This is a genomic window from Candidatus Tokpelaia sp., from assembly GCF_008636115.1.
In the GTDB taxonomy this organism is placed as follows: Bacteria; Pseudomonadota; Alphaproteobacteria; order Rhizobiales; family Rhizobiaceae; genus QLZD01.
On the sequence record NZ_QLZD01000016.1, the window covers coordinates 26,823 to 51,103 of the forward strand.

25 protein-coding genes and 2 tRNA genes are annotated in these 24,281 nt (G+C 49.9%); 19 read left to right on the top strand and 8 right to left on the bottom strand.

Annotation, left to right across the window (positions count from 1 at the left end):
• Window positions 1–117 precede the first annotated feature (117 nt).
• From DPQ22_RS08730 to DPQ22_RS01655, 4 genes are all read left to right on the top strand, one after another.
• Window positions 118–291 (top strand): hypothetical protein, encoded by a 174-nt coding sequence (locus DPQ22_RS08730; protein ID WP_190323090.1) that lies wholly within the window; start codon window positions 118–120, stop codon window positions 289–291.
• A gap of 124 nt (window positions 292–415) precedes the next feature.
• Complete coding sequence (locus tag DPQ22_RS09025; protein WP_150212850.1) at window positions 416–1,774, top strand: FAD:protein FMN transferase; 1,359 nt, start codon at window positions 416–418, stop codon at window positions 1,772–1,774.
• Window positions 1,775–1,921: 147 nt separating this feature from the next.
• Window positions 1,922–3,403: an Eco57I restriction-modification methylase domain-containing protein gene (locus DPQ22_RS01650; RefSeq protein ID WP_150212851.1), complete on the top strand. Its 1,482-nt coding sequence runs from the start codon at window positions 1,922–1,924 to the stop codon at window positions 3,401–3,403.
• Entirely contained in the window at window positions 3,396–4,364 is a 969-nt protein-coding gene (locus DPQ22_RS01655) for a BsuBI/PstI family type II restriction endonuclease (protein WP_150212852.1), read from the top strand. Before DPQ22_RS01650 ends, DPQ22_RS01655 begins: the two co-directional genes overlap by 8 nt.
• 41 nt (window positions 4,365–4,405) lie before the next feature.
• Here the strand turns inward: DPQ22_RS01655 and DPQ22_RS01660 are convergent, their stop codons facing one another.
• Entirely contained in the window at window positions 4,406–5,860 is a 1,455-nt protein-coding gene (locus tag DPQ22_RS01660; protein WP_150212853.1) for a DASS family sodium-coupled anion symporter, read from the bottom strand.
• 379 nt (window positions 5,861–6,239) lie between these two features.
• Here DPQ22_RS01660 and rocF point away from each other — a divergent pair, with 379 nt between their 5' ends.
• From rocF to DPQ22_RS01685, 5 genes are all read left to right on the top strand, one after another.
• Complete coding sequence (gene rocF / locus DPQ22_RS01665) at window positions 6,240–7,169, top strand: arginase (protein ID WP_150212854.1); 930 nt, start codon at window positions 6,240–6,242, stop codon at window positions 7,167–7,169.
• Between the two features lie 158 nt (window positions 7,170–7,327).
• Complete coding sequence (locus DPQ22_RS01670) at window positions 7,328–8,092, top strand: ATP-binding cassette domain-containing protein (RefSeq protein WP_150212855.1); 765 nt, start codon at window positions 7,328–7,330, stop codon at window positions 8,090–8,092.
• Between the two features lie 148 nt (window positions 8,093–8,240).
• On the top strand, window positions 8,241–9,071 hold the full coding sequence (locus tag DPQ22_RS01675; RefSeq protein WP_150212856.1) for a transporter substrate-binding domain-containing protein: 831 nt from the start codon (window positions 8,241–8,243) through the stop codon (window positions 9,069–9,071).
• 188 nt (window positions 9,072–9,259) lie between these two features.
• Complete coding sequence (locus DPQ22_RS01680) at window positions 9,260–9,952, top strand: ABC transporter permease (protein ID WP_190323091.1); 693 nt, start codon at window positions 9,260–9,262, stop codon at window positions 9,950–9,952.
• A complete protein-coding gene (locus DPQ22_RS01685) occupies window positions 9,952–10,665 on the top strand; it encodes an ABC transporter permease (protein ID WP_150212858.1) in 714 nt (237 codons plus the stop codon). Before DPQ22_RS01680 ends, DPQ22_RS01685 begins: the two co-directional genes overlap by 1 nt.
• Before the next feature lie 24 nt (window positions 10,666–10,689).
• Here the strand turns inward: DPQ22_RS01685 and DPQ22_RS01690 are convergent, their stop codons facing one another.
• A complete protein-coding gene (locus tag DPQ22_RS01690; RefSeq protein WP_150212859.1) occupies window positions 10,690–10,989 on the bottom strand; it encodes a DUF3572 domain-containing protein in 300 nt (99 codons plus the stop codon).
• A 106-nt stretch (window positions 10,990–11,095) separates the two neighbouring features.
• Between DPQ22_RS01690 and DPQ22_RS01695 the strand changes: the two genes are divergently transcribed.
• From DPQ22_RS01695 to DPQ22_RS01705, 3 genes are all read left to right on the top strand, one after another.
• Entirely contained in the window at window positions 11,096–11,464 is a 369-nt protein-coding gene (locus tag DPQ22_RS01695; protein WP_150212860.1) for a response regulator, read from the top strand.
• A gap of 659 nt (window positions 11,465–12,123) precedes the next feature.
• Window positions 12,124–12,199, top strand: a tRNA-Lys gene (locus DPQ22_RS01700).
• Between the two features lie 322 nt (window positions 12,200–12,521).
• On the top strand, window positions 12,522–12,839 hold the full coding sequence (locus DPQ22_RS01705; RefSeq protein ID WP_150212861.1) for a hypothetical protein: 318 nt from the start codon (window positions 12,522–12,524) through the stop codon (window positions 12,837–12,839).
• Window positions 12,840–12,986: 147 nt separating this feature from the next.
• On the opposite strand, the gene rpmG is transcribed toward DPQ22_RS01705, so the two are convergent.
• Both rpmG and DPQ22_RS01715 read right to left on the bottom strand, forming a co-directional pair.
• Window positions 12,987–13,154: a 50S ribosomal protein L33 gene (gene rpmG / locus DPQ22_RS01710; protein WP_150212862.1), complete on the bottom strand. Its 168-nt coding sequence runs from the start codon at window positions 13,152–13,154 to the stop codon at window positions 12,987–12,989.
• Window positions 13,155–13,258: 104 nt separating this feature from the next.
• Window positions 13,259–14,539: an MFS transporter gene (locus DPQ22_RS01715; RefSeq protein WP_246681430.1), complete on the bottom strand. Its 1,281-nt coding sequence runs from the start codon at window positions 14,537–14,539 to the stop codon at window positions 13,259–13,261.
• A gap of 765 nt (window positions 14,540–15,304) precedes the next feature.
• On the opposite strand from DPQ22_RS01715, the gene DPQ22_RS01720 reads away from it, so the two are divergent.
• The 3 genes from DPQ22_RS01720 (at window position 15,305) to rpsI (ending at window position 17,130) form a co-directional block, all read left to right on the top strand.
• Window positions 15,305–15,751 (top strand): hypothetical protein, encoded by a 447-nt coding sequence (locus DPQ22_RS01720; RefSeq protein ID WP_150212863.1) that lies wholly within the window; start codon window positions 15,305–15,307, stop codon window positions 15,749–15,751.
• Window positions 15,752–16,174: 423 nt separating this feature from the next.
• Entirely contained in the window at window positions 16,175–16,639 is a 465-nt protein-coding gene (rplM, locus tag DPQ22_RS01725) for a 50S ribosomal protein L13 (protein ID WP_150212864.1), read from the top strand.
• A 2-nt stretch (window positions 16,640–16,641) separates the two neighbouring features.
• Window positions 16,642–17,130, top strand: a complete 489-nt coding sequence (gene rpsI, locus DPQ22_RS01730) for a 30S ribosomal protein S9 (RefSeq protein ID WP_150212865.1) — start codon at window positions 16,642–16,644, stop codon at window positions 17,128–17,130.
• 354 nt (window positions 17,131–17,484) lie between these two features.
• Here rpsI and purB read toward each other — a convergent pair whose 3' ends face one another.
• From purB to DPQ22_RS01745, 3 genes are all read right to left on the bottom strand, one after another.
• Complete coding sequence (gene purB, locus DPQ22_RS01735; protein ID WP_150212866.1) at window positions 17,485–18,789, bottom strand: adenylosuccinate lyase; 1,305 nt, start codon at window positions 18,787–18,789, stop codon at window positions 17,485–17,487.
• Between the two features lie 35 nt (window positions 18,790–18,824).
• Window positions 18,825–19,523 (bottom strand): ribulose-phosphate 3-epimerase, encoded by a 699-nt coding sequence (gene rpe, locus DPQ22_RS01740; protein ID WP_150212867.1) that lies wholly within the window; start codon window positions 19,521–19,523, stop codon window positions 18,825–18,827.
• Window positions 19,524–19,688: 165 nt separating this feature from the next.
• Window positions 19,689–20,249 (bottom strand): hypothetical protein, encoded by a 561-nt coding sequence (locus DPQ22_RS01745; protein WP_150212868.1) that lies wholly within the window; start codon window positions 20,247–20,249, stop codon window positions 19,689–19,691.
• A gap of 423 nt (window positions 20,250–20,672) precedes the next feature.
• Between DPQ22_RS01745 and dksA the strand changes: the two genes are divergently transcribed.
• Window positions 20,673–21,098: an RNA polymerase-binding protein DksA gene (gene dksA, locus DPQ22_RS01750; protein ID WP_150212869.1), complete on the top strand. Its 426-nt coding sequence runs from the start codon at window positions 20,673–20,675 to the stop codon at window positions 21,096–21,098.
• A 211-nt stretch (window positions 21,099–21,309) separates the two neighbouring features.
• On the opposite strand, the gene gstA is transcribed toward dksA, so the two are convergent.
• Window positions 21,310–21,915 (bottom strand): glutathione transferase GstA, encoded by a 606-nt coding sequence (gene gstA, locus DPQ22_RS01755; protein WP_150212870.1) that lies wholly within the window; start codon window positions 21,913–21,915, stop codon window positions 21,310–21,312.
• Between the two features lie 93 nt (window positions 21,916–22,008).
• Here gstA and DPQ22_RS01760 point away from each other — a divergent pair, with 93 nt between their 5' ends.
• The 3 genes from DPQ22_RS01760 (at window position 22,009) to DPQ22_RS01770 (ending at window position 24,146) form a co-directional block, all read left to right on the top strand.
• The gene (locus DPQ22_RS01760; RefSeq protein WP_150212871.1) at window positions 22,009–23,148 is read left to right on the top strand and encodes a PBECR2 nuclease fold domain-containing protein; all 1,140 of its coding nucleotides are present in this window, start codon (window positions 22,009–22,011) and stop codon (window positions 23,146–23,148) included.
• 112 nt (window positions 23,149–23,260) lie between these two features.
• Complete coding sequence (locus DPQ22_RS01765; protein ID WP_150212872.1) at window positions 23,261–23,611, top strand: phage virion morphogenesis protein; 351 nt, start codon at window positions 23,261–23,263, stop codon at window positions 23,609–23,611.
• 445 nt (window positions 23,612–24,056) lie between these two features.
• Window positions 24,057–24,146, top strand: a tRNA-Ser gene (locus DPQ22_RS01770).
• Window positions 24,147–24,281 lie beyond the last annotated feature (135 nt).

Here is a 24,281-nt window from a genome sequence, read left to right on the forward strand (position 1 = left end):
GCCTGTGGAGCAGGCGTAAAAGTAACGTTTGCGGGAGCGGTTAACAACCCGCCAAGACGGTATAAAGCATTGGCAGCTTAAGCGCCCGGCCGGACAAAGGCGGCTTTTATACGATAAATGGAGGTATATGGCGAAGAAATTCTGCCAAATGTTTTGTGCCCGGGGAAGCGCAAGAGAGTGGCGGGCGGTGTGCATGGCGGTAATCGTATTGGCGGCAATGCCGTGGCTGATATTATTATCTTCGGCATAACTGCCGGGCGGCAGGCCGCGGCGCATAAGTTCAAGCGCTGAGGCAGCCGCCGGCTGTGCCGGCGGGGTGTTGGCTGCGCTGTATGTTGAGCGGGCGCGGCCGCTGTCTGCGGCTGTTCTGCCGGCCGCGCCTGATATAAGCAGAGATGGGAATGAAAGCCGGATTATGTCGCCCGTGCCGTCTTATACATATCAAACCGTGTTGATGGGCAGCGATATTGTGCTGAAATTTTATGAAAGGCAGGACATAATAGCCAGACAGGCTTTTTTGCTGATTAAAAATTGGGAAGACAGGCTGACGGTTAATCGCTGTGCCGGGAGCGGCAGCGTTTCGGAAATCGCTGCGGTTAATGCGGCGGCCGGGCAAAGGCCGGTGAAGGTCAAGCCTGAAGTTTTTGCTCTGCTGCAACAGGCGCAAAAAGTCGGGCTTTATGAGGGCAGTTGTTTTAATTTTGCCATTGGTCCGATTGTGAAAGCGTGGAATATTGGTTTTGCGCGCGCACATATTCCGCTGCCGGCTGAAATAGCAGCTTTATTGCCCTTGAGTAATCCCCATGCTGTAATATTGAATGCCGGCGATTGCTCGGTTTTTTTGCCGCAACGCGGCATGGCACTGGATTTAGGCGCTATTGCCAAAGGCTTTATTGCCGATTGTGTGAAGAGTTTTTTGCAAAAAAGCGGTGTAAAAGCAGCGCTTATCAATCTTGGCGGTAATATTCACAGCCTGGGTGCGCCAAAAGCGGCTTTGCCTGCCGGTGAGAGCGATAAAGGGCTGAAAAACTGGCGTGTTGGCCTGCAAAAGCCTTTTGCTTCCAGGCATAATGTGCTTGGCCTTATTCATATGGCCGGCAAATCTGTTGTGACCTCCGGTATTTATGAGCGTTATTTTATGAGCGGCGGAGATGAGCAGAAGAATAATCGCGATTATGCGGCAGCTATGGCCGCGGCAATACAGACAGGAGCAAGGCCGGATAGAGCAGAAGAAGAAAAGGCTGTTATAGAGGCAGCGGCGCGGGGGCGGGCGCGTGAGCATAGCAGCGGCGGAAGAATGGCGGAAATAGCGGTGCCGGCAGTTTTCGGGGAGCGGCAGCTCGCCGCCGCGGTAAAGCCTGCTCTTCACAGCTTGGAGAGCCTGCCTTCAGCAAAGCGGCAAAGTGACGGCAAAGCGGCTTTTTATCACCATATTTTTGACCCGTGCACTGGTTATCCACTGCATAATGATTTGATGAGCGTGACGATTATATCGGATAAATCGGTTGACGGTGAAATATGGACAAGCCTGCTTTATGGTTTTGGGCTGGAAAAGGCGCTGAAATTTTTGCGCCATAGGGCAAATTCCGGCCGCCGGCCGGATAGTGAAAAGGGTAACGAGCCTGGCTCTGTCGCTTCTTCTATTCCGCTGCCGGCAATAGAAGCGATTTTTGTAACCAAGGATAAGCGTATTATTATTCCGAAAGCGGAATCCTTCCGCTTTGAATTATTGGATAAAAGCTATCAATTAATAGAGGGCGATACCGCGGCTTGATGCAGCCGCTTAGCTGTACTTGGTGTAGATACTTTTTTATGGATAGCTTTCTCTATAAAATAGAAGTAAATCTTCTCATAAGAAAGATTCTGTTGATATATAAATAATAGCAGATCTATTTTTGCCAACTGTTTATATAGGGCTTCAATGCTTCGACGGCTTTATGTTACCAATAAAATGCGTAGAGAAGTCACCCAGCCTATTGCTCCTGATCGTAAGCTTAAGTTCAGCCAATTTATGACACCGGGGAATATAGCTTCTTTTATGGCTTCTTTGTTTCCGCCGAGTGTGTTACCAAAGTGCTGTCTCTTAGACGCAGGAGCAGGTTTTGGTGCTTTATCATGTGCGTTTCTCGATCGTTGGATTAATGGTGGGTTCCAATTTAATTCTGTAGCTATAACAGCCTACGAGATTGATCGTGAGATTGGTCATTACTTAAAACAGCATTTATATGCTTATGATAATGTCAGCACCGATATTAGATTAGAAGATTATATCGAATCGGCCACAAACAAAAATATTAAACTTCAAAAATATACGCATGTAATACTCAATCCACCATATAAGAAGATTAGCTCAAATTCGTCACAGCGGGCCGCTTTACGCCGTGTCGGGATTGAGGTTGTAAATTTGTATTCAGCTTTTGTCGCTTTAGCCGTGACAGAGACTGCGCTGAATGGGCAGATTGTAGCGATTATTCCGCGAAGTTTTTGTAATGGACCATATTATCGCCCATTTAGAAAGTTTATTTTGGATCGAACTGTTATTAGGCATATTCATTTATTTGAATCGAGAGATAAAATCTTTGAAGATGATAAGGTTTTGCAAGAAAATATTGTTATTCGCTTAGAGCGCTGTGAACAGAAAAAGCAAGAAAAGGTGTTAATTTCTAATTCGTTGGATGGTAATCTGACAGATATGGTTACCCGTGAGTGCCCTGTTGAACAGATCATATTTCCTGATGATATAGAGCAGTTTATCCGTATTCCTAGCGTAAAAGGAGAGAGCATTACAGAACTGCCTGAAGCTGCGCGCTATTCTTTGACAGATATTGGCATCAGGGTATCAACCGGGCCTGTTGTAGATTTTCGCTTAAAAGAGCAGCTTTGTGCTATGCCTGAAACAGGCACTGTTCCCTTGATTTATCCATCTCATTTAGGGAATATATCGGAAATACGATGGCCTAATCACAGAGCAAGAAAGCCGAACGCGATAATATTAAATAATGATACTAGGAAATGGCTTTATCCTAACGGTTTCTACTGTGCGGTTCGCAGATTTTCGCCGAAAGAAGAAAAGCGGCGAATTATCGCGAGTGTGATTAATCCTGAAATATTCGCTGGATACCCAATGCTTGGATTTGAAAACCATTTAAATATATTCCATGCTGATAAATGCGGATTACCTCGTGAGTTGGCTTATGGATTGGCTATATTTCTTAACACAACGGCAATAGATAGGCATTTTAGGGAATTTAACGGCCATACTCAAGTTAACGTTACTGATCTTAAGGCCATAAACTACCCTAGTCGCAAAATTCTTATGCAGATCGGTGCGTGGGCTATTGAAAAAGGGACGCTCACGCAGGAGCAAATTGATACTAAGGTAGGATTCAAATTTCATGAATGATAAAAATGGTCATATAAGAGATGCAAAAACGATTATTGCCTCTTTAGGAATGCCTACTGCGCAGCAAAATGATCGGACTGCTTTGTGTTTATTAGCCATATTGAATCTGACGCCTGAGAAAATTTGGGCTAACGCCGAAAGTCGTCTCATTGGCATTACACCCATTATGGATTGGGTTAGAGAGTGTTATGGTAGAGATTATGCTCCGAACACCAGAGAGACATTTCGTCGTCAGTCTATGCATCAATTTTGTGAAGCAGGAATAGCCTTATATAATCCCGATAAACCTAATAGAGCGGTAAATAGCCCTAGGGCAGTTTATCAAATCGCACCGGAAGCACTTACATTGTTACGTACTTTCGGAACTCTAGAATGGGAAAAAAATATTGAAACCTACTTAGCCGGACATGAGACTCTTATCGTTAAATATGCGAAAGAACGGAAACAAAACCGTGTTCCTGTTAAGATTTCTCGAGATAAAGAGATAGACTTAAGTCCGGGTGCCCATAGTGAGCTTATTCGCTGTGTTATCGAGAATTTTGCGCCTCGCTTTGCGCCCAATAGCGAACTTATTTATGTTGGCGACACGGGTGAAAAATGGGCATATTTTAATATTGATCTTTTAAAGTCGCTGGGTGTAGCCGTGGACTCTCATGGAAAAATGCCCGATGTAGTTTTGTATTATAGTGAAAAAAATTGGCTACTTTTAGTAGAATCCGTGACCAGCCACGGCCCTGTTAATGGTAAGCGTTATGGAGAGTTGTCTGAACTTTTTTCAAGATCAAAAATAGGATTAGTTTATGTAACCGCTTTTCCAAACAGAACTCTCATGGCCAAATATTTAGGCGACCTCGCTTGGGAAACGGACGTTTGGATTGCAGATGCGCCATCTCATTTAATACATTTTAATGGTAGCCGGTTTTTAGGGCCTTACGAGGATATTGTAAATAAGAGAAAATAACCTTGGGATAGTCTTGCCCCGATACTTTTCTAATAAATAATTCAGCCAAACAGCATATTAACCCATGGATAAATAATAGTCAGTTGCAAAAATAAAAACAGCAAACCGAAAATAGCGCCCAGCCGCCAGTAATCCCGCGCCGGCAGATAACCGCTGCCATAATAAACAGGGCTGGGGCCGGTGCCGTAAGGCGTCAAAATACCCATCAGGCCGAGCGATGTTACCAATACTAGGCACAAAACCTGCATATTAATGCCGGGAACAGCCTGGCCAATAGCCAGAATTGCCGGCAATAAAGCCATAGTGTGAGCGGTAGTGCTGGCAAAGAGATAATGCAGCAGATAAAAAGCGATTGTCAGGATTATAATGGCCGTAAACGGGCTGCTGCCTTGCAGCAACAGGCCGCCTTTGGCACCCAGCCAGGCAATAAAGCCGGTTTTGGCCAGGCCGGCCGCCAGAGTGACCAAAGTGGCGAACCAGATAAAAGTATTCCACGCTGCTTTATTGCCGGTAATATCCTCCCATTCCAGCACACCGCTTATCAGCATGAGCACAATAACCAGCAAAGCCGCCATGGCCGGAACCAGCCAGTTTGTCGCAAAAATCCACAAAACCAGCGCCAGAATCACCAGAGCCAGCAGCAAAATTTCCTTGCGCGATAAAGAACCCAGTGCCTGCAACTGCTGCTCTGCCCAGCGCGGCACTTCTTCATTATATTTCACTCCCGGCGGGTAAATCCAGTAAACCAGCAAAGGCATGGCCAGCAGCAGCAGCGCGCCCAGAGGCAGGAAAGAGACAAACCATGCTGCCCACGAAATATCCAGCCCGACAGCTTTTTTAATAAGCCCTAATGATAAAATATTGGGCGCGAGTGCGGTCATGAATAATGAGCTGGTAATACAGGTGGCGGTAATGGCCACCCACATGAGATAAGAGCCGATTTTGCGGGCGCTGGCACTATTGGGGCGGGAATCATAAAGCGGCGGCAAATTGGCAATAATGGGGTAAATTGTGCCGCCGCTGCGCGCTGTATTGGAAGGTGTAAAGGGCGCCAGCGCCAGATCGGCAAAAGTGACGGCATAGCCCAGAGTTAAAGTGCGTTTGCCCAGATATTTGACCAAAATCAACGCCAGCCGCTCGCCAAAACGGGTCTTTTTATAGCCGGCGGCAAACATGAAAGCGCCGATAATCAGCCAGACTGTTGCATCGGCAAAGCCGGTAACCGCCCATTTAAAGGCCTGCACCGGCATGTTAAAGCCCGGTGCTTCAAGCTCAGCGGGGGAAAAAAGGAAATAAGGGCTGAAAACGGCAATAAGAACCGTGGCTGCCAGACTGACAACCGCGCCCGGCAGCGGCTCCAGAATAAGGCCGACAATAGTGGCAGCAAAAATGGCGAAAAAATGCCAGGCCTGCGGCGACAGGCCTTGCGGCACCGGCAAAAGCAGCAAAACAGAAGCAGTTATAACGGGCAGCAGAAAGGATATAGCGGATTTCATAAATATCCCTGTTTGTTGCGAGGCATAATCACGACAATGGTCGCCCTCCGCCCGCTGCCGGGTACACGCACACCAAGCGGCAGAACCGGGCAGCTCTCCCATAATCATTTAACCTTTACAGCATAAAATAGCAGATAAAAAGCCGGTCGCGCCGGTTTGAAACAGGCATATTGTCGCAGGCAAAGAGAATAAATACCGGCTTTTGCCGCACGATAAATTGGCTGAGCTTTTTGTCCGGCAGATAATCCGGCTGTTTTGCCGCTTGCGCCTGAGAATTTGGAAAAATCGCTATCCTCGCTGTTTTGGGCAAAAAAATATTTTCCGAGGGTAAAAAACTTGTTATAGAAAAGGCTTGAGAGCAGAAACAAGGCATAAAGCAATGGTGAAATCTGAAAATATCAGACTTGTCGGTGTCCCTGTGCAGGACGGGGCGCGCCGTTTGGGCTGCGAAATGGGGCCTTCTGCCTATCGCACTGCGGCTATTGTCTCTGTTTTGCAGGAGCTTGGTCATAAAGTGAGCGATATTGGCGATATTGCTCCGGCCAAGGCACCCAGGCTGCGCCATGCCAATAGCAGCCTCTACCGGCTGGAAAAAGTTTACGGCTGGATTGCCGCGATTGAAAAAACGGCTTATGAGCAAATGGGCAAGGGCTTTCCTGTTTTTATGGGCGGGGATCATATTATGGCCGCCGGCACGGTTGCCGGTATTGCCCATTATGCGGCCAGGGTCAAAAAGCCGCTTTTCGTCTTATGGCTGGATACACATAGCGATTTTCATAATCTGGCAACAACAATAAGCGGCAATTTGCACGGCACACCGGTGGCTTATTTTAGCGGGCAGCCGGGATTTGAAGGTTTTTACCCGCCGCTCCCTGCTGCTGTGCCGCCGGCGAATATTTGCATGCTCGGTTTGCGCAGCGTTGATGCGGCTGAACGGCAGGCACTGAAAAAAACCGAAATAACGCTTTATGATATGCGCGCTATTGACGAATATGGTGTGGTTGCCCTGTTGCGCCGTTTTCTTGAAAAGGTGAAAAAGGCTGAGGGATTTTTGCATGTCAGTCTTGATGTGGATTTTCTGGATCCCGCTATTGCTCCGGCTGTCGGCACGGCGGTGACCGGTGGCGCTACTTATCGGGAAGCGCATTTGATTATGGAAATGCTGCATGATAGCGGCCTGACAAGCAGCCTTGATCTGGCTGAATTAAACCCTTTTCTTGATGAGCGCGGCCGGACGGCAAAATTAATGACGGAATTGACCGCCAGCCTGATGGGGCGCAATATTATTGATTATCCGATAAAGGCTTGATAAAGCAGCATTATAAAACGGGCTTTGCCGGGGCGGTGTCAGAGCGTGTTTGTCTGGCAGTCTGCCGGAAAATCTGCTGCTGAAGGGGGGTGCCTGCCGCTATTGCGCGCAGAGCCTGCGGCCTGTTGCCTGAGGGTGGGGAAGGAGCATGCGGCCTGATGAAAAAACCGGTTCTGGAAGCGAAAAATATCCGGAAAAGTTTTGGCGATCTGGAAGTGTTGAAAAGTGTCAGCCTGACAGCCCGCGCCCATAATGTTATTTCGATAATCGGCTCTTCCGGTTCAGGCAAGAGCACTTTTCTGCGCTGTCTGAACTGCCTGGAGCTGCCTGATGAAGGTTCGCTGGCTTTTGCCGGTGAGGAAATAGAATTTTCCCGGCGCCGCGGCAAAATTGTCAAGGCCGATGCCCGGCAATTACTGGCTTTGCGGGCGCAGACAGCCATGGTTTTTCAGAGCTTTAATTTGTGGAGTTTCATGACCGCGGCCGAAAATATTATGCTGGCGCCGCAAAAAGTTCTGGGTATTTCCAGGCCGGAGGCGCGGGAGCGGGCAGAGCATTTATTGCAGCGGGTCGGTCTTTATGACAAGCGCAACAGCTATCCGGCGCAGCTTTCCGGCGGGCAGAGCCAAAGAGTGGCGATTGCCCGCGCTTTGGCGATGAATCCGAAATTAATGTTGTTTGATGAGCCGACTTCGGCGCTCGACCCGCAATTAGTGGGGGAAGTTTTGGCGCTGATGCGTGAACTGGCAGAAGAAGGGCGGACAATGATTCTGGTCACTCATGAAATGGCTTTTGCCCGTGAAGTTTCGGATAAAGTGATATTTCTCTACCAGGGGGTAATAGAAGAGCAGGGAACGGCAAAAAGCCTGTTCGACACGCCGAAATCGGCGCGCTGTCGTGCTTTTTTACGGCGCGAAATGTAATACCGGCCTATAGGCAGAGGCAGTGAAATATGTTAGATTTCCCGGCAGGCCGATAATATATCGCCATGACAGGGGATTGGGGAAGGTAAATAAGGGTTTGGGGCTGCGGGGGGCGGCGTAGTTTTTGCAAAAAAAACCGGAGGCTGTAATGCGGTGGAATTCCGGCGAGGTATGTTTTTTAAAAAAGGCGGTTACTGCCGCTCTTATTCTGGGCGCTGCTTTTATGGCCGTGTTTTGTGCACAGGCAGCAAGGGCTGAGAATGTGCTGAAAGTCGGCGGCGACTGCACTTATCCGCCTTTTACCTATAAGGATTCCAGCGGGCGGCTGCAGGGGTTTGATATTGATATTGCTGAAGAAATCGCCCGCCGTCTGAATATGACCATGCAGCATCAATGTGTTGCCTGGGACGGGCTTATCCCCGGTTTGATGGTAGGCAAATATGATGTGATTATTGCGGCAATGGATATAACGCCTGAGCGCGCCCGGCGGGTGGATTTCAGCCTGCCTTATTATCGGGCGCCGTCAGCTTTTGTCGGCCTGAAATCTGCCGCAAAAGCACCGCTGGACAGCACAGGCAGGCTGGCAGCCGATTTTGTTGCCGGCAAGGCAGTGGGGGTTTTGCGTGCTTCCATTTATGAAAAATATCTGCAAAAAACATATCCCGGTGTTAATTTGACACGCTATGGCACGATTGACGACGCCTTGATGGATTTAAAAGCCGGGCGCATTGATCTGGTTTTTACCGATATGCCGAAAGTGGAAGCAGATTTTTTGCATAAAACCGATAATAAAGATTTCGCTTTTATCGGCCCGAAAATAGAGGATTACGCCGTTTTGGGCGAAGGCTCGGCCGTGGTGCTGCGCAAGGGCAATACGGCGCTGCGTGATCAGGTTAATATGGCTGTCAAGGCCATGATGCGTGACGGCACTTATGATAAAATCAACCGCAAATATTGGTCTTTTTCAGTCAAGCCGTGAGCTGTGCCGGCCGGTAATCAGAGCGGTCTGCCTGCAAGTGTAACTGGCGGCTTTGGGGTAGCCCTGGGGCAGAACCGGTATCGGCCTTTTTGCCGTTATCTTTATTATATTGTGCTTTGTTTAAACCGGTCGGAGCGGTGTGCGGACTGCTGCCGGCCGGGGCGGCGGCAATGGGCAGAGGCAGCATAATGGATATATTTTCAGCCTGGGGGAGGCAACTGGCTGCCGCAGCGCTGCTGACGGTTGAAATAGCGCTATTATCGCTCATTTTTGGGCTGATCTGGGGGCTGCTGGTGGCCTGGGCCAAAGCGTCCTCTCATTATATTTTGCGCAAAGCGGCAGATATTTATGTTTCCGCTTTGCGCGGTATACCCGAGCTTTTGGTTATTTTTATTATTTTCTATGGCGGCGCAGTAACACTTACTGCTCTGAATGCTCGCCTGTTTGGCGGCTCTTATGTGGAAATTCCGGCTTATCTGGCTGGAGCTTTTGCCCTGAGTCTGGTTTTTGGCGCTTATGCGGCTGAAAATATTCGCGGGGCGCTACTGGCCATGCCGCGCGGGCAGATAGAGGCGGGAGAGGCTATCGGCCTGTCGCGCCGGGCGGTTTTTTATTATATTCGTCTGCCGTTTTTATGGCGTTATGCTTTGCCTGGCCTGGCCAATAACTGGCTGTCGCTGTTAAAGGATACTTCGCTGGTCTCTATTATCGGCCTGCAGGAAATTATGGGAACAACAGATATTGCCGTTGCCTTTACCCATAAGCCATTCAGTTTTTATGCTATGGCGGCGGCTATTTATCTATTTTTGACTCTTGTCAATCTTGTCGGGATTCGCCTGCTGGAAAAGCGATTGTCACATTATGAGCGGAGGGCAGCCTGATGGATTTCGCCCTGATGTGGGAATCACTGCCGGCGCTGCTGCATGCCTGCATAATGACAATGGAGCTGACTTTTATTTCGCTGTTTGTCGGCCTGATTTTAGCTGTGCCGCTGGGGCTGGCAGCAGCACGCCGCCGCGGTGCCGCTGCCTTTATGGCCGAAATTTATATGTTTGTTTTTCGCGGCACCCCGCTGCTGGTGCAGCTCTTTCTGATTTATGGCGGGCTGGCACAGTTTGATTATATTCGCGACAGTTTTTTATGGCCTTATTTGCGTCAGGCTTTTATGTGCGCTTTAATCGGCTTTTCTTTGAATACCGCAGCCTATACTGCCAATATTTTTAAAGGCGCTATTTTGGCTGTCCCCGCCGGGGAGCTTGAAGCCGCCCGCGCTTGCGGCTTCAAGCTTTGGCAGCAATATTGCTATATTGTCTGGCCGCAAGCCTTCCGCATGGCGCTGCCCGCTTATGGTAATGAAGTGCTGATTATGCTGAAATCCACCTCGCTCGCCAGTGTGATAACGGTGATGGAGCTGACAGGAACAGCGAAAAACCTCTATGCCGAAACTTATGCGCCTTATGAAATTTTTATCACGGCAGCAGTGCTTTATTGGGTTATGTCTTTTATTTTATCGCTGCTGCTGCGTTTTTTGGAGCGTCGTTTCAACAAAAATTATCGCAAGAGAAAAACCGGCCGGCGGAGCCTGTTGCCTTGAATTTTTTGCCTGCCGGCCCCGGATTTATAAAGGGATTTTCGGGGTTATAATTTCCCCGCCCGGTAATTGTGCCGCAGCTTGAGCGACCAAAGCGGGCTGCCGCTGTGTATGGGCGCAAAAAGCCAGTAAATCCGGCTCATTATGTAATAAAAAGCCTAAAACACCGGCAAGAAAACCTGGTGCCGCGGCCGCCTGACGCATGGCCTCTGGAGCAATGCCGCTAAGGGCGACAAAACGCTCCAGCAATTTTTGTTCGCCGGCAATAAAGGCCAAGGCTTCAATAGCCAGTAATTCGGCTTCGCAATATGTGCAGGATTTTGCCATAATGTATTATTTTTTAATAGTCTTTCAAGCGGCGTCAGGTTAAAACATTTCTGTTAAAAAGCAAACAGGTTTTGCCGCTTGTTCCGGCTGAAAATCGGAGAGAAAAATGGCTAAAAAGGTCATGATTGTTGAAGATAATGAGCTGAATATGAAATTGTTCCGCGATTTGGTGGAAGTAAACGGTTATGAGACCGTGCTGACTCGCAGCGGGCTTGATGTTTTGGAGCTGGCGCGCGCGCACCGCCCGGATCTGATTTTAATGGATATTCAACTACCGGAAATTTCCGGCCTTGATGTGACCAAAAAGCTGAAAGCCGATGCCGAATTGCGCTCTATCCCTGTTATTGCCGTAACCGCTTTTGCCATGAAAGGTGATGAAGAAAAAATCCGCCGCGCCGGCAGCGAAGATTATATGTCCAAGCCGATTTCAGTGCCGCATTTTATTGCTACAATTAAAAAATTTCTGGATAAATAGATAGAGCCGGTGCAGCAAGGCAGTATGGGCACAAAAGACCCGCCCATAATTATAGTTCATCAGAAACCGAAGGGGCGCGCGTAAGCCGTGCAAACCGAAGGGGCGCGCGGAGCGTGCAAACAGCGCCCGGGTTGGCGGGCTTTGGGTGCAACAAAGAGCAGGTGCGCGTAAGCCGTGCAAACAGCGCCCGGGTTGGCGGGCGGCGGGCGCAACGAAGAACAGGTGCGCGTAAGCCGTGCAAACAGCGCCCGGGTTGGCGGGCGGCAGGCGCAACAAAGAGCAGGCGCGCATAAGCCGTGCAAACAGTGCCCGGGTTGGCGGGCTTTGGGTGCAACAAAGAGCAGGTGCGCATAAGCCGTGCAAACAGCGCCCGGGTTGGCGGGCGGCGGGCGCAACGAAGAACAGGTGCGCGTAAGCCGTGCAAACAGCGCCCGGGTTGGCGGGCGGCGGGCGCAACGAAGAACAGGCGCGCATAAGCCGGGCAAAATGCGGTTGGCCGCTGCTGCATTATAGCCGCCGGAAAAGGCGGTCAAATCACAATTTGTCGATAACAGCAAAATTAGCGGCAGAAACTTTGCCTGTTTGTAAAAAAACTATTGACCTTGCGCTTCTTCCTCCCTATGTTCCCGCCCATCTCTTCGGCAAAGGGGCTGATAAGAGAGCGCGTAGCTCAGCCGGTAGAGCAACTGACTTTTAATCAGTAGGTCCAGGGTTCGAATCCCTGCGCGCTCACCATTTATACCGTTGATTTTACTTTATATTTTTTTGATGAAAGATTTTGTTCCTGAAAAAGTCTGGGACTTTTCCAGGCAGGTTTGGCAGGTTTTGTCTGCCTTTTGTTCTTCTCTGTTTCAAAATTCCCTGCTATGTCTGACAGTTTTTCGGCCTCATTAAAGGCACAAACAGGCCTCGGCGGCAGCAAATTGCGCCAATCTGTGCCATTATGAGCTATTTTTCTGTAAATTTCCCCCTGAAAATTATTTTAGTATATTATAATGGAACTTGAAGAAGATACAGGCATTTTACCGGCAGAAGTAAACATATCAGGATTGGTAAAATGAAAAAGATCCTTGTAACTCTTTGCCTCCTATTGGCAGGAACAGGCTTGTCCAGTGCGGATTTTCTGGATAAAGGCGTTTCATACCGCCCTAATCGGATAAATCCCTTTGTGTCACAGCAAATGGTAAAACCGCCGGTAGAGCAGAAATCTTTCTCGCAGAAAGCGCGAGCCTATCAGATGCAGCCTTTATTGAGCCGTAAAATACCGGCTGAAGCGCCGCAATTACGCCCCGGCCGCAATTATGATAATCCGGCCGCAAACCGCTTTGGTGACGGCTCTCAGCCCAATAAATATATTTGGGGCAGCCACCGCTAACCGGCGGCACTGCAGATTACGGTCTGTTTATGGCAGGATCAAGGGCTTTATAAACCGCAGCGATTGCGCTGTTTACAGTTCAATATAACAAAAAGCCGCACTAAGGCGGCTTTTATCTGTGCTGCAAGCATTTTATGCAAAAGCAGCCTATTTGATTTTCGTCTCACGAAATTCAACATGCTTTTTCGCAACCGGGTCATATTTACGCTTTGTCATTTTCTCGGTCATAGTCCGGCTGTTTTTCCTGGCAACATAGAAAAAACCGGTATCTGCCGTCGACAAAAGCTTGATCTTGATTGTTGTCGCTTTAGCCATAATAATCTGGAATCCATTTAATCACTGAGCGAGATATAATGCGCGCCCAAAGCTAAAGGGCACACAAAAGCTTGCTTCGGTTAAAAAGCATTGCCGCCTGAAAGTCAAGGGCGAAACGCGCGTTTCAGATAGAGGCACAGCATAAAAACCACATATAGGCCGAAAAAGACCGCCATTGTGTCGGAAAATCCGGTTACCGGGTAATAATCCATGGCGAAACCTGTCAGGGCAGGGCCGGCTAATATGCCCATTCCATAACAGAAAATAAAGGCAGAATTGGCAGCGGCCAGCTCCGGCCCTTTCAAATAAGTGCCAAGCCGCGCCAGCCCCAAAGTATATATACCGGCAGAAACCCCGCCCAAAAGAAACAAATCCAGCCGCAGCCACAGGCCTTTTTCAATAATAAAAGGCACAATGGCGGCACCGATAAACCCGCTGACCGCACACAGCCAGGCAATGAGTTTGCCCTTGCGGCTGCGATCGCTGATAATACTGATAGGCACCAGCAACAGCACATTGCCCAGCGCCAAAAGCGTTAAAAACTGCCCTGCCTGTGTTTCCGTATAGCCGGCATTCATGCCGAAAGGCATAATAAGCGATACGGCGCCAACCTGCACCGCGCCGAAAACAAAAGCAGCCAGAGTGGATTCCGGCCAGGCAAATATATGATGCAGAAATGGCGGGTGTTTTCTCTCTTTAAATTGCGGGGCAAGGCGGCGTGCCATAATAACCGGAACGGCCGCAAGAGCAATGAGGATACAGCCAATGGCAAAAGGCAAAAAACCCCGGCTGCCGACAAAAGAAAACAATATCGGCCCCAATGTGACCCCAAGCCCCATGCTGGCCGCGTAAATAGATAAAATAAAAGCGCGCCGCAAAGCCGGGGCCGAACTATTGACCCAGAATTCCGACAGGATAAACATAATAGTCATGGCAAAATGCAGGCTGAAGCGCAGGGCAAACCAGGCTATTGCACTGTCAAAACAATAAAAGCCCAAAAAGCTCAAGGCACCGACAACCAGCATCGATAAAATAAGCGGCACGACACCAAAATATACCGCAAGGCGCGGCGTTACCATTGCCGCTATTACGGTCGCTGCTCCCCCCATTGTCGCATTATAACCGATAACACTGTCGGAAAAATTATTGGCCGTCATAATAGCGGCAATAAGCGGCGCGCCAAAACCTATTGCCGCACCGACAACAGCAACAGTCGCCATTGTGGCAAAAATCGCCTTTGCCTTGCCGGTTTTAAACAGGCCTTCATCTTTTGCCGCCGCCTGTGCCGGAATTGCCGCTTTATCGGCAGCCGGCTGAGACAAACGGGGAATTTCTCCATTATCGCCCGGCCGGCAGCCTTCACTTTTTGCGATTTTATCAATCACTTTATCACTCTTTTCCCGGCCGTAATAAACGGGCAGCGAGAAGATAGTCGCGCACTTCTGCCCGCTGCAAATGGCTCGTATAAATATATTCTGTAAATCCCGCGCAAACAACCGGCGACACAAGCAGTTTAATTATTTTCTGCCCAATTTACCGCAACTTCTGCCGGCTGTGACCGCGGCAGGCATTGGGCCTGACTATAACAGCGCAAAGCTTAGGCAAAAAACCGCCATAAAGCAAGCAAAGGCTGGCAAAATATATAAACAGCCTTTTATCTCGCCCGGCACTGAATGGCTGTTTAAAACAATTTTATGCTCACTTTATTACACGGCAAAACAATGCGGCAGAAACGCCAAAATAAAATAGAAAATTTTGCGTAAAAATTTAAAATAAGCTCTTCCCCTGAACTATAAAATATATTCTGTTAGTAGTTTTATTTTTAATGGTTTATTTCAACTATTTTTATAGTATAAAAATAGTTGAAATAGTATATTTATGATTTCTTTCAGGGAGAAATGCTGTATATTTTTGTTTTGTCTTAAATAGAGTTAAAACCGATAGGCAGCATTCCTTAAAGAAAAAGTTTCGCGTCAGCAATTTGTGGTTCAGTTGTTTGCAGCCGGGGTAAACCAGCCGGCGGCAATAAAACCGGGGATACGAACTTTACAGGCCGCCTGCAGGCGTAATTTTAAGGTGCGTTTTCTCCCCTCCCTTATGGGGATATATATTCGGCAAAAAGGCCTGACAGCCGCAGAAAGGACATGAAAATGGCACCGAAAAAAAGAACTTCCATGAAAACCGCGCCTGCCCCCAAAGGGCGTAAAAAAAGCGGTGCGACAAAAAAGACTGCCCGTATCGCTGCCAAAGCGCACACGGCGGCGGTGAGCCATGATCATCGTTATCATACTTATACAGATCACCGTTCCGAGAGCTATAAGCATTATGCTTCTATTATGAAAACGGTGATTCTGTTTTTGGGCTTTGTTTTGCTTTTGGCCATTATCGCCAATATTTTCGCGCCTTCCATCAATAATCGCCCGATAACGCCCGGCGGCGCCCAAAATTTTATCGGCACCAATAATAGCGGCTATAATTCTGCCACGATCAGCGGTGCTTATAAACAATATAAATATGTAACGCCTGAAGGCACAGAATCTTCTTCACCTGTTAGCGCACCGGAGCCTTCTGCCTCCAGCTCAGCTCCTTCGCAGTGAGTCCCGGCCTGAAGGTCTTTAATTGCCGAAATTTCTGCTTTGCCTGAACAAGATTGCCTTTGCCAATGGACGCAAGGTAATCTTGTTCAGGCAAAGCCGTTTTGCTGTGCGCGGCTTTTTAACCACAGGCCGGAATTGCCGATAATGTGCCCCAAAGCGGCGTCAATTATCCGGTAGAAATCGCCTGAAACCGCCAAAACAGCGGCTTAATACTTATATCAGGGCTTGCTTTTTTGTTACTCCTCGCTTATAAATTCCCCCTCAAAGGCGGTGCTTTGGCTCAGCCTTATTTTTGTCGCCTGTATTTTGCCGCGTATGGCCGAAAATAAACAGAGCGGCAAAACAAGCAACAAAAAAAGCCTTGCGCGCTTGTTTGGGTTTAAAGCCACAGGCGGCAGGGATATAAGTCTTGAGGAAACTTCTATGGTAACTTTTTCGCAAAAGCCGGCAGAAGTGGTGAAAAAATGGGTTATTATTGATGCAGAGGGGCTGGTTCTCGGCCGCCTGGCCGCAATTATCGCCAATTATCTGCGCGGCAAACACAAGCCGACCTTTACGCCACATATTGACGATGGTGACAATGTCATTATCATCAATGCCGAAAAAATTGCCCTGACGGGCAGAAAATATCAGAACAAGAAATATTATCGCCATACAGGCTATGCTGGCGGCATTAAAGAGCGCACAGCGCGCCAGATTCTTGAAGGTCGTTTTCCTGAACGCATTATTGAAAAAGCTGTTGAGCGCATGATTCCGCGCGGCCCGCTGGGGCGCCGGCAAATGAAGAATCTGCGTGTTTACGGCGGCGCTGCTCACCCGCATGAGGCGCAGAAGCCGGAAATGCTTGATATTGCGGCTCTTAACCCCAAAAATAAAAGGAGTGCGTAATCATGGCAGAACAGATTAGCTCCCTCTCGGAACTGGAACTTATCAAACAGGTGCCGGCAGCAGCAGATCAGGCTGCCCCTGTCTATGTGCAAAAGCTGGACACACAGGGGCGCGCTTATGCCACAGGCAAGCGCAAAAACGCTGTTGCCCGTGTCTGGGTCAAGCCCGGTTCCGGCAAAATCACTGTTAATGACAAGGATTTCAGTGCCTATTTTGCTCGCCCGGTTTTGCAGATGATTTTGCGCAAGCCGATTGTCGCCGGCAATCGGGACGGCCAGTTTGATATTATCGCCACAGTTATTGGCGGTGGTCTTTCCGGCCAGGCCGGGGCTGTGTGCCACGGTATTGCCAAAGCCATGACGCATTATGAGCCGGCCTTGCGCGCTGTGCTGAAAAAAGGCGGCTTCCTGACCCGCGACAGCCGTGTTGTTGAGCGCAAAAAATACGGCAAGGCCAAAGCCCGCCGTTCGTTTCAGTTTTCCAAACGCTGATACGCCTTTATTTGCCCGATTTACCCAAACCCCGCTTTTACCGGCGGGGTTTTTTATACCTTTGCCTGCCTTCTCTCGCCCGCGATTCATTGCGGCCTGGCCGCGCTTTCTGATGAGCTATACTATCCCTGTTTTGCCGCCCTCCGGCATAAAAGCTATGGCCTGGCCCATTGGCCGGCTATAGACCTGCCGGCCGCCTGCCTTGCTGAATTTGGAGCAGCAGTCCGGCTCGCCGGCGCACTTGCCAAAAACTTGCCGGCGCAGCAAAAACAGCCAGAATATCACTGCTGGAAAAGGGCAATTTCACCCCGCTTTGCCAGCGCGGTGAGCCGTTTTGCCGGCCATGCGGGGCAGTCAGGCGCCGAAAACACGGCGAAAAATAATATCCACATTTCTGCTGTGCCAGGCAATGTCAAACAGTGCCTTTATTTCTTTTTCTGTCAAAATTTTGCGAATATCCTTGTCTGCCAGCAGCTCAGCCTGGAAGTCTTTGCCTGATTGCCATGTTTTCATGGCATTGCGCTGCACCAGGCGATAGGCTTCTTCGCGGCTCAGGCCTGTTTGTGTCAGTGCCAGCAAAATGCGCTGTGAATAGATAAGTCCGTGCAGCCTATCGATATTTTTTTGCATATTATGCGGGTAAACAAGCAGGTTTTCTATCAGCCCGGTCAGGCGGTCAAGGGCAAAATCAAGCGTAATTGTTGTATCCGGCGCAATAAAACGCTCGACCGAAGAATGCGAAATATCGCGCTCATGCCATAAAGCAATATTTTCCATTGCGGGCAGGGCGGCAGCACGAATCACCCGCGCCAGCCCGGTCAAATTTTCCGACAGCACCGGATTGCGCTTGTGCGGCATGGCTGAAGAGCCTTTTTGCCCGGCGGCAAAATATTCCTCTGCTTCCTGCACTTCAGTGCGTTGCAAATGACGAATCTCAATCGCCAGCCGCTCCATGCAGGAGGCAATAATGGCCAGACAGGTAAAAAACACGGCATAGCGATCCCGCGGGATAATCTGGGTAGAAATCGGCTCCGGCCGCATGCCTAGCGCTTTGGCGACATAGGTTTCGACATAAGGATCAATATTGGCAAAAGTGCCGACTGCGCCGGAAAGGGCGCAAGTGGAAATTTCCTGCCGGGCAGCTTGCAGCCTTTGCCTGCACCGGGCAAATTCAGCATAGGCAAAGGCCAGCTTCAGGCCAAAACTCGTCGGCTCAGCATGAATACCGTGACTGCGGCCAATGGTTAAGGTGTTTTTATGCTCATAAGCGCGTTTTTTCAGCACGGCAAGCAGCCTGTCCAAATCGTCCAGCAAAATATCGGCTGCGCGCATGAGCTGGAGATTAAAGCCGGTATCCAATATATCGGAAGAGGTCAGGCCGAGATGAATAAAGCGGGCATCTTCGCCGACAAATTCGCCCAAATGGGTGAGAAAAGCAATGACATCATGTTTGGTCACTGCTTCTATTTCGGCAATTCTGTTTTCATCAAATCTGGCGGCGCTGCCTTTTTTGCGAATAGCGTCTGCCGCTTTTTGCGGGATTGTGCCAAGCGCGGCCAGGGCATCGCATATATGCGCCTCTATTTCAAACCACAGGCGAAATTTGCTCTCCTGCGACCAGAGTGCAGCCATTTGCGGGCGGGAATAGCGGGGAATCATGAGCTGTCCTTTGCATTGCGGCAATAGAGCAGAGGTTAAACAGACTTGCTGCTGCCGGGCGATAATCCGGCATAAGCCGCCTGACGCAGAGCGGCAATGCGCGGTGCATAAGTCTCTGCCCTGTTGCCGTGATAAATAGCCGAGCCGGCAACAAAAACACCGGCACCGGCTGCCGCTGCCGCACCGATAGTATCAACCGTAATGCCGCCGTCAACTTCTATTGCAATCGGCCTTTTGCCGACCAGTTTTTTAATGCGGCGGATTTTTTCCAGTTGGGAGGGCAAAAAACTCTGCCCGCCAAAGCCGGGATTAACTGTCATCACCAGAATAATATCAATATCGTCCAGCACATAAGCCAGCGCGGTTTCCGGCGTGGCGGGGTTAAGCGCCAGCCCGGCGCGACAACCCAAATCGCGAATATGGCGCAAAGCGCGCTGGGTATGATAACCGGCTTCGGCATGGATAGTGATATTGTTACAACCTGCTTTGGCAAAAACTTCCAGATAAGGCTCATAAGGTGTTATCATTAAATGCGCATCAAAAACCGCTTTGGTCAGAGGTCGCACAGCTTTGACAATATCGGCGCCATAGCTGATATTGGGGACAAATCGGCCGTCCATAATATCAATATGCAGCCAGTCGGCCCCGGCCGCCATAATATTTGTCACCTCCTGCCCCAGCCTGGCAAAATCAGCCGATAGCAAAGAAGGGGCAATAAGCGGGGGAGATTTCATAATGAAAATCCTGATTGTTCAAGCGCGCTGCCAAAAATGTAGAATATAAACAGGCGCGGGAAAAGGGGAAAAACCGCAAATGCCGCCGTTTAACCATATTTTCGGGCAAAAAGCACCGGGGTCGGCCTTAAAATATCAGGAAACGGGCTCAAGGGCAAAAGCTGCTCATTTGCGCAGCCAGGCGAAAGCAGAATCGCTTTTGGCGGCTATGCGGGTTGCTTCCGGGGCGATACGGTTTAAATCCATACCGATAACGGGGATAATTTCCTCATCTATTTTTACTGCCAGAGTGATATGCAGCAGATTGTCACCTTCCAGCCGGGCGATTATATTGCCGTTTAATTTATCGCGGTTAAGCTCCAGGGTCATATGATTTTTGTGAATTGCCCCGGCAATAATATCGAGGCCGTTTGCTTGCGCCCCTTCATTAAAACTGCCGTGAAATGTGCTGCCTCTGCGGCTGATTCTGGCTTTGACAGGCTGAGAGAAAATACCGGTGCGGCAGGTGCCGTCCAAATTCATTTCCATTTCATTTTCTGCGGTTGGCGTGCTTAATTTGCAGCTGAATTTTATCCCTTTATAACGCCCGGCCACCACCTCACCCTTACCGCTCCACTGGCCGCGCACGGATTGCAAAAAAGCAGCGCGGTAATCTACTGCCTGAGCCGCCGGTAAATTCATAAAAACCGACAGAAAAATGAGGAAAAAAGCGAGAACTCTTTGCATTAATGAAACTCATAACAAAAAACTGCGGCACCAGACAGCGCGTGACAAAAGCCGGAGCAAAGAGGACAACAGCCCTGTTTTGTCTCTCTTTGTCGCCAGCGGCAATGAGGGGAAGTAAAGCAGGAAAAGGTTAATTTCTTCTTTGCAGCTATAGGCAAAGATAAATTCTCCACCAGGCGGCACAGGCTGCGGCCGGCGTTAAAAAGCGCAATTTGGGGCGCAGAAAAGAAAGGGAATAATTGCTGTTTTATGCTGCCGGCCCGTATTTTGAGACGGTTTGCCGCCCTTTATCGGCCGAATAAGCAAAAACCCGGTAGAAGCCATTAGCTTGTTTGAGGGGAAGCAATAATTTTTGCTGTTTTTTCTTGCCTGCGATTGGGAACGGCATTATATACTGCCCGCGGATAAAGGGGAAATACAGCTATGAAGAGTATAAACAGCGAGCTTGAGAGAAATTATCGACCAATCGCCAATGAGCCTTTCATGAATGATCGGCAAAGAGCCTATTTTCGTCTAAAATTGCTGAGCTGGAAGAGCGAGATTTTGCGGGAAGCCAAGGGGACGCTGGAAAATTTGCAGGAAGACAGCCATAATCCTTCAGATCTGGCGGATAGAGCCTCTTCTGAAACCGACAGGGCGGTGGAATTGCGCGCCCGCGACCGCCAGCGCAAACTTATTTCTAAAATAGATGCGGCATTACAGCGCATTGATGACGGCACTTACGGTTATTGTGAAGAAACGGGCGAGCCGATTGGCCTGCGCCGGCTGGACGCCCGGCCAATAGCCACGCTTTCGGTAGAGGCACAAGAGCGGCACGAAAAACGCGAACGCGCCTACCGCGATGAATAGGCTGCCGGCGCACCGGGGCTCTACCGGCCGGCGCCGATTCACTTTAGCTCCCCTGATCTGCCCTGTTTGCCGGTGTCCGCTTATCCGGGCGCCGGTTTAGCTAAAGAATTTTATCTAATAAAATCGCCGCACAGCAACACCGCCGGCAGAGCGCCCCGGCCGGCGAGTGCGCTCCGATCTCATCTGCATCGGGCAGGCTTTAACGCGAAACTCAGGCCAGGCCTTCATCTTTTTGCGCGGCTATAATGCCTGGCCTTTTAGCCAGCCGCTCCTGATAATGCCGGATAGAAGGGAAAGATTCCAGCGGCAGGGAGAGCTGAGAGGCCCAGCGCAAAATGACATAAAGATAGGCATCAGCCACAGAAAATTTATCACCCAGCAAATAGGGCGTTTTTTCTAATTGCCGCTCAACCGATTGCAAGCGCTTTTCCAGCTTCGCTGTGGCCGCCTGCTTTTCCGCCGGGGTTGCCGCCGCAGCAAATAAAGGGCCAAAATTTTTATGCAGCTCCGTGCCGGTATAATTCAGCCATTGCTGCAATTTTGCCCGCTCAAAACTGCCGCATTGCGGCGCCAGATCTTTATCGGCATGGCTATCGGCCAAATATTGCAAAATAGCCGGCCCTTCGGTCAAAACACGCCCGTCATCAAGCTGCAGGGCAGGGACATAGCCGTTAGGGTTGATCTGCAAATAATCCTTGCCGTCCGCCGTGCGCTTACTGGCTCCATCAACGCGGATAAGATTATGCTCTACCCCTAATTCATGCAGAATAATGTGCGAGGCAAGCGAGCAGGCACCTGGCATAAAATATAAATTCACAGCACTCTCCTTCTAAAACAGAGATTCTCCCCCTTACTCGGCTAGACTGGGCAGAAAATAAGGCAGAATTGCGGCGCCGAAGCCGAGAGAATTTTGCCGGAATTTATGTTTTATGATTTGCGCCAGGCCGTTGATGATGCGCTGGCCAAAGGCACGCGATTAGACGAATTTACGAAAAATTTTGAATCGACAGCAGCGAAGCATGGCTGGACGGGCTGGACAGGGGAAGGCAGCCCTGCCGGCCGGGCATGGCGGGCGCGCACCATTTATGAGACCAATTTACGCACCGCCTATGCGGCCGGGCGCTATAAGCAAATGACCGACCCGGATATGGTTAAAGCGCGGCCTTACTGGCAATATAAGCACGGCTTTACCCGCCGGCCGAAAGCACCGCGGAGCCACCATTTGGCGCTTGACGGGTTGATTTTGCGCTGTGATGACCTGGCATGGAATGAGATTTACCCGCCCAATGGCTGGGGCTGCACTTGCGGCGTTGTGCCGTTGAGCCGGCGCCAGATGGAGCGGCTGGGGCGCACTGAACCCGACCCCAGCCCGAACCTGCCGAAGCGGCGGGTAATTGACCCGGCAACGGGTGAAACGGAGCTGGTGCCGCAAGGTATCAGCCCCGGCTGGAACCATGCACCGGGTAAAGACTGGGCAGAAGGGCTGATACCAAAAGAGCTGCAAAAACCGCTGGCGGATAGCCGCGATACGCCGGATAAAGGCACCCCGCCGCCGGCAAACCTTGTGCCCTTGCGCCAGATAGCGCGGCCGAGCAAAGCCGAGGAATTGCCCGAAGGCAAGTCGGCAGAATATTATGTAGACAGGATATTGGCCGCAGTTGGAGCAAGGCGCGGGCCAGACGGGGCGAAACTTATCCGCGATAAAGCCGGACAAGTAGTGGCTGTCTCTGACGCGATGTTTAAAGATGGCGCCGGGCATTGGAAAGTGTTTAAAGCCGGCCGCGCCGGCAATTTGCTTAAAGCTTTTGAGGCGCTGACTGACCCTGATGAAATCTGGGTGGATTGGGAGCGGCGGCGCGATACCGGCGAAATGCAGCTAAAGCGCCGCTATGTGCGCTTTGATCCGGATTTAGCGGTATTTTCTGCCTTTAGCTGGGGCAAAGACGGGTGGGGCGGCAGCACATTATTCCCTACTCGCGGCAGTTCTGGAAAACGGGAGCGGTATATTGAAGGGCAGCGGCATGGCGCGCTGCTTTATCGGCGCAAATAAAAAGCCGCACACAAGAGGCGGCTTTGGCACCGAATACCTTGGGCAGCCTTCTTGTGAGGCATCGGAATATCAGTAACGGGCACAATATAGCAAAAAGGCCGGGGATAAGCAAGTGCTGGCAGAAATTAAAATAGAGTTTGATGAGGCAACCAAAAGGCGGCTGGAGCAGTTTCTGGCCAGGTTTGAGGCCCGCGCCGCCAATATTCCCGGCGCGCTGAAAAATATTGGCGAAGCGCTGCTGCAGGTCACACATGAGCGTTTTGACAGCGGCAAAGACCCGGACGGCAAAATGTGGCAGGAACTGGCACCGCTGACGGTGATGCTGCGGCGCAGCTCAAAGCCGATATTGCTGCGCACCGGGCGGTTGCGTAATTCCGTCTCTTATAATGTTGTGAATAATCGCCTGGAATTGGGGCCAAATACGGTTGATGCGCTCAAGCGGTGTCAGAAAGGGTGTGTATAGTGATTTCGTCTGACGCCCGGCATACTATATCCAGTGGCGTGGATTGGGAGCGTAGCGCGTTTTTGCCAAAAATCGTCTATTTTTTTGACAAAAGTTTCAGCGCGCTACAGAGGCACGGCCGGCAGTAATTTTTGCCCGCGCGCGATAAGCGATAAAGCATAAATGTCTCTATTGTGCAGGCTATAATTTCCCGGTTGATTTCGGGCCGTAATTCTGCCAAAAGAGCAGGAGAGGCGTGAGCCTGGATATTCCGGCTTTTGCCGGGAGTATGAAGAGCGCTCTATTGCCTGGAAATCTGAAGGCTTTTGGTTTTTATTTATGGAAATCCGGGCCGTTTGCAGTATCTCTTTGTTGGAAGTCTAAACGCTTCCAATATTTATTGTTGGAAGTCTGAACGCTTCCAATATTTGTTGCCGGAAGTCTAAACGCTTCCGGGTAGGCGCATGGAGGGGTGGCCGAGCGGTTTAAGGCACCGGTCTTGAAAACCGGCGTGCGGGAGACTGTACCGTGGGTTCGAATCCCACCCCCTCCGCCATATTATTATTCTGTGTCCCTTACACCTGGAATAATGCCGTAAAAATGTAAGGGGCCGGTTCATTTGGCAAAAAGTGAGGGAGTATTTGCCAAAGAATATAATATTGATATTTAATGATAGAAAAGAAATTTTACG